At 50.5% G+C, this 5,302-nt stretch carries 5 protein-coding genes; 2 read left to right on the top strand and 3 right to left on the bottom strand.

Annotation, left to right across the window (positions count from 1 at the left end):
- Positions 1-7: 7 nt before the first annotated feature.
- The 3 genes from AAH187_RS18640 to AAH187_RS18630 form a co-directional block, all read right to left on the bottom strand.
- Positions 8-958, bottom strand: coding sequence for a HupE/UreJ family protein (locus AAH187_RS18640; RefSeq protein WP_342349993.1), 951 nt, complete (start codon positions 956-958; stop codon positions 8-10).
- A 59-nt stretch (positions 959-1,017) separates the two neighbouring features.
- Entirely contained in the window at positions 1,018-2,160 is a 1,143-nt protein-coding gene (locus AAH187_RS18635) for a hypothetical protein (RefSeq protein ID WP_342349992.1), read from the bottom strand.
- 175 nt (positions 2,161-2,335) lie between these two features.
- Positions 2,336-3,862 (bottom strand): DUF4331 domain-containing protein, encoded by a 1,527-nt coding sequence (locus AAH187_RS18630; protein ID WP_342349991.1) that lies wholly within the window; start codon positions 3,860-3,862, stop codon positions 2,336-2,338.
- A gap of 189 nt (positions 3,863-4,051) precedes the next feature.
- On the opposite strand from AAH187_RS18630, the gene AAH187_RS18625 reads away from it, so the two are divergent.
- Positions 4,052-4,699, top strand: a complete 648-nt coding sequence (locus tag AAH187_RS18625) for a sigma-70 family RNA polymerase sigma factor (protein WP_342349990.1) — start codon at positions 4,052-4,054, stop codon at positions 4,697-4,699.
- Positions 4,696-5,302: cupin domain-containing protein (locus AAH187_RS18620; RefSeq protein ID WP_342349989.1), on the top strand; the 607-nt coding region annotated here is incomplete at its 3' end. The genes AAH187_RS18625 and AAH187_RS18620, both read left to right, overlap by 4 nt.

Raw genomic sequence — 5,302 nt, 5'->3', positions numbered from 1 at the left:
GTATGGCCTAAGCCAGCGGTAGAAATGCACTCACGATGACCAGTTGGCAAGCTTCGACTCCAATGTTAAATCCGGCTAATGCCACAAACAGCGATGTCGTCGGTAAACGTAAATCTGTCAAGACCGATGCAAAGCCAAAACCATGAATCAAGCCAAAAACAAAGCCGACGATCCAACGGCGAATGTGAATAACCGGGAAAAGATTATGCATGGCCGCTAGGATCACCGAGCCGGCTATGACCGACTCCACCCATCGGGAAGGCAGTGTCACGAGTCCCATCGTCGCAACACTCAATGTGATGGAATGGGCTAACGTAAACGCCGTAATAATAGAGAGCACCTCGCTCAAGACCTGACGGAAGGATTCAGCCCCTTCCCATTGTCCTGACTTCCACAATAGGACTGATGGAAGAAGGAGGCTAATCAAGAAAAGAATATGATCATAGCCAATCCAAATATGCCATACGCCTTCACGGCCAAATTCAAAAAATTCTCGCCAAAAGGTCTGTGCGGTGAGATCAAATTGTACGGCTGATTGTTCCGGACTGAACACCGCGGTTTGTGTGGTCGCCTCATGATGAATTTTGAGCAGTCCACGATGGAGTGAGTCTAAATCGAAGAATAACCCATACTGTACATGAAGGTTCGTGGGTCTGGTGGGGCAGTTGGCGGAAAATTGCAGCACGGCATAGGCCCCATCACTGTGATGGTCGATCAGAAGGTTTTGTAGTTGGTTCCAACATCCTGCATCGGCCACCTTCAGTTGCAGGCGGGAAAGGGCATAACTTGAAATATTGTCCTGTTGGGTTCGTACTTCTCCCCAGGAGAGGGCACCGTTATCGTTTGCATCCAGACCCATGGCATAATCCAAGTCTCGCAGGGCAATGTCCCACTGCCCGTTAATAGCGTTCTCCTTAATTTCAAGGCGGAGATAACTATCACTCGGTTTGTGGGCCACTGTGATGTCAGGGCACAACAAAAGAAGTATTGACGAGAATAGGAATACGACCAATTGGATCATGGCAATTGTTTCGCTAAGCGTCTAATCTGTTGATCCTCAAGCTTGACGGTCTTTAACCATTTAATGACTGGTTGAGCGGCAGTGGTGTTTCCTGAAAAAAGTGCAGCCTCCAGGAGAATGCGGGCATCCCACGGTTCTCGTTGCACCTCCCAATTTTCCTGGGCCATTCGAAGTGCCCTGTCCGGCTGTTTCAATAGATGCAGCGTAAAGCGGGCTTCCTCGCGCAGATGTCGTGCGTCTCCACGAAGGCAGTTGTCGGCAAATCGTGCAGTGAGATTCGCGATGGCTTGTGGCAGCTTCGGACTGTTGAGTTGTTGATAGGCGAGGGCAGCCCGTAAGAGTAACCCATCTGCACGAAGATCCTTGCCCAGCAGCGCGTGTACCTCGTCTGGGCGGTGCTGATCTAACAGCCAGTCACCATAAGCCCCTAATAGATAGGTATCCCGTCGTCCGAGAGAAAGGGCTTGCTCAAAATGCCGCTCGGCGTGGGACGATTGTCCTAGACGCGCGGCGGTTTCTGCCAAAATCGTCAGCGTCCAGAGTTTTTGTTGAGGGTCGGCGGAAGGAGTGGAAGAGAACATATGCAAAAGGGTGCTGTAGCTTTCTTGGGCCTGTCCATTCACACTCGCAATGTTTGCGATACACGCGGTCGAAACTAAGGCATCCGCGAGCCTGAGGAGGGGCAAACAATTTCTTCGGGCTTCATCATAGTGGCCGCGCACTTGGTGAATGACCGCGCGAGTCAGCCAGGTCTGGGCATGCTTGGGTTGATTGTGAAGAATCCGGGTCAGGTCCTCCAACGCTTCGTTGAAATGATGACTGCGTTGGCGAAGCAATGCTCGAATGAATAGAACCTCAGTCGGGGGACTTGAATGGCTCCACCAAGGTTGAAGGGCCGCCTGGGCATATCCGTCATATCGAGGATCGGCTTCGGCACGGCCCAATTCAACCAATTGTCGAGCCAAGTGAATAGCCAAATTAAGTTTTCCAGGGTCTTGTGAGAGTTCCAACCGTGCTGTACGAAGTTGACGAACACGAGGATTTTCTGATTGAGGGACATACTCCAAGACTGTTGAATCGAAATCGGGAAGATAGGGAGTGGCTTGAACGCTTTCGGCGTTCCACATCATTACCAGCATGAAGCAACCCAGGAAACCGCTAACAGCCAGAGACTCTTGGGGCCGACTCGGTCGGAATTTTAATACTAATCGGGGAAAGGTCCTCATTGGTCATCCCACTGCCAGGTAGAGGTTATGTGTAAAATATCGGTGAACAAAGCAGGAGAGGCTACAGTCCTCTCCTGCTTTTCAAAAATTAATTACAGGGATTCACTCCGTTTTCCCCACAATCCCGATGTTGCCGATTACGACCGTCAAAGGGATTGGGGAGATAAGGGAATGTTTTGGCGATGCCATTGGCCGTCACCTGGGAAGTCCCGGCTCCCGGTGCATTCTCCAAAAAATTCACGCCATCTCCCACTCGATTCTCGATAAACGCTTGCCCTCCGACCACACGCGTGCCGATGTCTGTGACATCATCATTTGGACGGCGGCCATTGGGAAAACCAGCCGGATCCGGAGGGGTGGCTAGGCCTCCCAATCGTTTCTGGTGTTCAGGAGCTGTTGGGGGAACACTGACGTCCAGACGCAAGAGGTCTGAACATGGATACCCGCAATTGGAACCATTTAAGGGTTGTCCCGGATATTTCAGAAATACTTGCATGAGATCGGTCCGTGGCGTGGTCGGGACCGGAAGTCCGAAAATTAAATTAAGGGCGGTGGCCAGAGTCGGCGCTTTATAGAATTCCTGGAATTGAGCTTCATCTTGGGGCTCGGCAGCGTTCCACTGATCTTTGTAGGGGGTATTAATAATCAACTCATTGACCAGAGGGTTGGCCAATCTCGAAACTTGGACATCTTTTCCAACTTCTAAGGACCGTCCATTCCCTTTCAGCAATTTCACTTGCTTCCGGCTCGTGGAAGCATACATGCCAATATGCGAGTGATGCGTAGAATCTGCTGATTGCCCGTCATTGGTCACCCGTGAAATTGGGACTTCAATCACGATACTATTGATATTTGTGCCGCTAAACCGATTGATCCCGAAGGGATTCGCATCATCGTTATTGTCTTCATTCTCATCGAGAATCGGGGGGAATCTGCGAAGATTTACCGTATCGAACACCGCTCCCAGGTCAATCGCGAAAGTTTCCGCGCGTTGACCGGCGAACACACGGATCCCTGTTTCGCTATCCGTATACATGCCCTGGTCTACAAGTGCTTGATAATTGGGCATGGTCGCCGGGCCGACGTTGGACGGAACTGCCACTAGTGTTTGCCCTTTGAATAATGTGTTTCTCTTTTTCCTCTTTTCGGTAACCGTAAAGGTTTGCCGGCGGGTCAAACCTTCTGATCCAGGGCCGTCAAGTGCTGTGATGCCCTGGAGAGCAGGGACCGCGCCAATATTGGGGTTTCCCACAAAGGGGAGGGGGAAGTTCAATGAACCAAGAGCGGGGCGGGTTTCCGTTTGAAAACGAACCTGGTACACAAGATCCTCTGCTCTTCCATCTTTATTATTATCAATGTGAATCTCGTACAACACCGTATCGTCAAATGCGAAATAATTTGGCCCGTCCGCGGGATCCTGACCGGGAATGGTATTCAAGATAAATACGATCTTGTCAGGATCTTCCCAGCTACGGAACGCATAGGTATCCGTATTATCCGCTGCAGGATCAAGGGCAATGAGTGGGGCTTCGCGGTGGCTGGCCCCAAATGCTGGAATGGCCATCATCGTTGAGATGAAGACTGGAAGGAATTTGTGCAGCGTGGTGCGTGGCATGGTGATTCCTTTGATTGTGGTGAAAGAGTTGGTAAAGTTGTCCGGACACGATTGTATTTGTGTCGGTTAGATGCTTTTATAAGCCTTTACGTGATGACCAATAAATTTGGATCTATTTTTTTGTGTATTTTTGGCCAAGCTTGAGGTGGAGTCGCGTGAACAAGTTTTTCACTGAAAGAATGAATCCACATGTTGGATGAGACTCGTAATAAAAATTGCGAGGGAATATCGGAATTATCGAGCCCTCAGAAGGTCAAGGACCTCAGTGTGTGGGATCGGGAACTGGTAGAACTTATTGGCCGAACGGCTCAAGGGGATGAGACCGCGTTGGGGAACCTTTATGATAGAACCTCATCGTATGTGTATGGTCTGGGATTTCGAGTGCTGGGTGATACGACCATGGCAGAAGAAGTCACGATGGATGTGTTTCTTCAGGTTTGGCGACAGGCAGGACAATTTGACCAAAGCAGAGGTGCCCCTATGGTTTGGCTGGCGGTGTTGACTCGTAGTCGAGCAATTGATCGCCTTCGGATAGGGAAGAAAGATCGAGAGGCCCGCGAACCCATGGAAAGGGTCGCGAGTGAGCCTGGTGTAGAAAGTGATCCCGAACAGAGCAGCGTCTATTTAGAACAATGTCGAATTGTGCGAAAGGCCATCAACTCCTTGCCTGCTGAGCAGCGGGAAATGATCGAATTGGCGTATTTTGGAGGGCTGAGTCAACGGGAAATTGCTAGTCAGGTTGGCGAACCACTTGGAACGGTGAAAACCCGAATCCGGTTGGGTATGATAAAATTACGTCACGTACTTGGTCCTCTAGAAGAGGGGCTTATTCCATGATCCAACACAAACCCAGCGATGAAGTTTTGGAACAGGCGGCACTCTACGCTTTAGGCGTTCTTGAAGGGCAGGAGAAGGAAGCGTTCGAGAAGCTCGTTGCTGAAGGATGTGCAACATGTCAGGCCGTGAAAGATTTTCAGAATGTGGCAGACTTCGTTGGCCTTTCCGCGACACCAATGGCACCGTCATCTTCCCTCCGTGCAACCTTGCTGGAGCGAATAGCTGCCGATCGACAGGCAAAACCGGTAAAGACAACGGCCCCTCCTGAATCCCCCGGAAAACCTGGAGATCCCGGTTTCACGTTCGTTCGTTCGCAAGATGAGGACTGGCGAACCATCGGACCAGGTATTCGGGTGAAACTGCTGTCTTTCGACCATACACAAGGGCGAATGACCGTTCTTGCGCGAATGGATCCACAGAGTGCTTTTACTCCCCATCAACACACGGCTCCAGAAGAATTCTACGTTTTAGAGGGCACCTGCTTTATTGGGGGGCAATTGCTGCATGTTGGAGATTTTCACCGTGCAGAAATTGGGACTGTTCATCATGAAACCTCTACAGAAGATGGATGCCTCATGCTGACCATGTTCTCCCCTAGTCAAG

The sequence above is a fragment of the uncultured Nitrospira sp. genome (genome assembly GCA_902500695.1).
Classification (GTDB): domain Bacteria; phylum Nitrospirota; class Nitrospiria; order Nitrospirales; family UBA8639; genus Nitrospira_E.
Note: the sequence above shows the minus strand (reverse complement) of the source record. Positions and strands in the feature narration are given on the sequence as shown.